Here is a 1,710-nt window from a genome sequence, read left to right as displayed (position 1 = left end):
CCGCACCACCGAGCTCCGGCCCGCCGAACACCTTCGGCGGGCCGTCGCCGTTCCAGGCCGCCCAGCCCGGATCGCCCGTCACCGCGAACCGCACCCAGGCCGCGTGCATCTCGTCCGCCAGCGCCTGCGGGGCGTCCGGTCCGGCCAGCCAGGCGGACTCCGGTACCGCGAGCGTGTCGAACACGAAACCCAGCTCCAGGGCGTGGCAGGCGCCCAGCCCCGCAAGCCCGGAGGGCCAGCCGAACTCGTACAGGAAGCTCGGCGCCGCCCGCCGCGCCCGGGCGAGCCTGCGCAGCGGATCGCGCAGCAGTCGGTCGGTGAGCAGCTGTCCGGCGAGTTCGGCGGGACCCGCCGCGGGCAGCGAGACGCGCAGCGCCCGTACGGCCGCCCGGTCCTTGCCGGAGCGGGCGCGGGCCAGCGCGACGGCGAGCGGGCCGAGGCGGTCCAGCATCCGCATCCCCCCGGTGGGGGCGAGCCACAGCCGGTACTCGTCACGGGTCCAGCCGAGGAGCAGCGGTACCTCGCCGGAGGCGGCCGCGGCGCACAGGGTGTCCAAGGGGTCGGCCGGGATCGTGTCCGGGTCGGTGACCAGGCCGAAAGCGGGTCCGCCGACGAGGGGACCCGATCGGCGCAGGACGGCCGCCTGGGCGGCGAGCAGGTCGGGCAGGGCGGTGGCCGTGAAGGCCGCGGCCGTGGCGTCGACCTTGAGCAGCGAGGCCATCCGCCGGACCATGGCGCGAACCTTGGGGCGCGGCAGGACCTCGGGGGCCCCGCTCTGCAGTACGGCCCGGGTGAAAAGCCCGGCCGCCCGCGGGGCCGCGAGGAGTCCCCCGATGCCGATGGCCCCGGCGGACTCGCCGAAGACGGTGACCCGGTCGGGGTCCCCGCCGAACGCTCCGATGTTGTCGCGGACCCAGGCGAGGGCGGCGATCTGGTCCGACAGACCGCGGTTGGCGGGGGCGTCGGGGAAGAGTCCGTAGCCGAGGACGCCGAGGCGGAAGTTGAAGGAGACGAGCACGACCCCGTCGCGGGCGAAGGCGGAGCCGTCGTAGACGGGGACGGCGGAGGAGCCGCGGGTGTGGGCTCCGCCGTGGATCCAGACCATGACGGGCAGCCGGACCCCGGGGGCCGGGTCCGGGGTCCACACGTTCACGTTCAGGCAGTCGTCCCCGGGGATCACCGGGTCGGGCAGCAGGGCCGCGAAGGTGTCCGGGTAGGGCACCTTGGGCGCGGTCGGCCCGTAGGCGGCGCAGTCCCGTACGCCGTCCCAGGCGGCCGGGGGCGCGGGCGCCGCGAAGCGCAGGGCACCGACGGGCGGGGCGGCGTACGGGATGCCCAGGAAGACGGCGGTCCCGCCGGGTCCGGTCCGGCCGCGGGCGACGCCCGCCGCCGTCCTGACCCGCGGCCGGCCGCGGCCGTCGGGGGCGCTCTCTGCACTCATCCGGTCCTCCTGCGGTGCCGGTGCCGGTGCCGGTGCCGGGCCCACCGTGGCACCGTCGCACAGCCGTCCGACGGGTGACAAGGCGTGACCGGGTCCGGTGCCCGTCCGGTTGGACGGGCATGCGATTCCTGCGTGTCCACCATGCCGTGCCCGTCCTGCTTCTGGCGGGCGCCACGCTCCTCGCCGGTCCGGCACGGGCCGCCGCCGGACCCGACTTCCAGTACGTCGGCCAGGACGACCGGGTCCACGGCCTCACCGCGCCCACGGGG

1 protein-coding gene is annotated in these 1,710 nt (G+C 76.8%); it reads right to left on the bottom strand.

Annotated elements, in window-relative coordinates; translation table 11 throughout:
- The coding region (locus ACWGIU_RS37255; protein ID WP_453712491.1) for a carboxylesterase/lipase family protein at positions 1-1,441 on the bottom strand (1,441 nt) is incomplete at its 3' end.
- Positions 1,442-1,710 lie beyond the last annotated feature (269 nt).

Source organism: Streptomyces sp. NPDC054840 (genome assembly GCF_053611065.1).
This window is presented reverse-complemented; position numbering and strand designations above follow the sequence as displayed.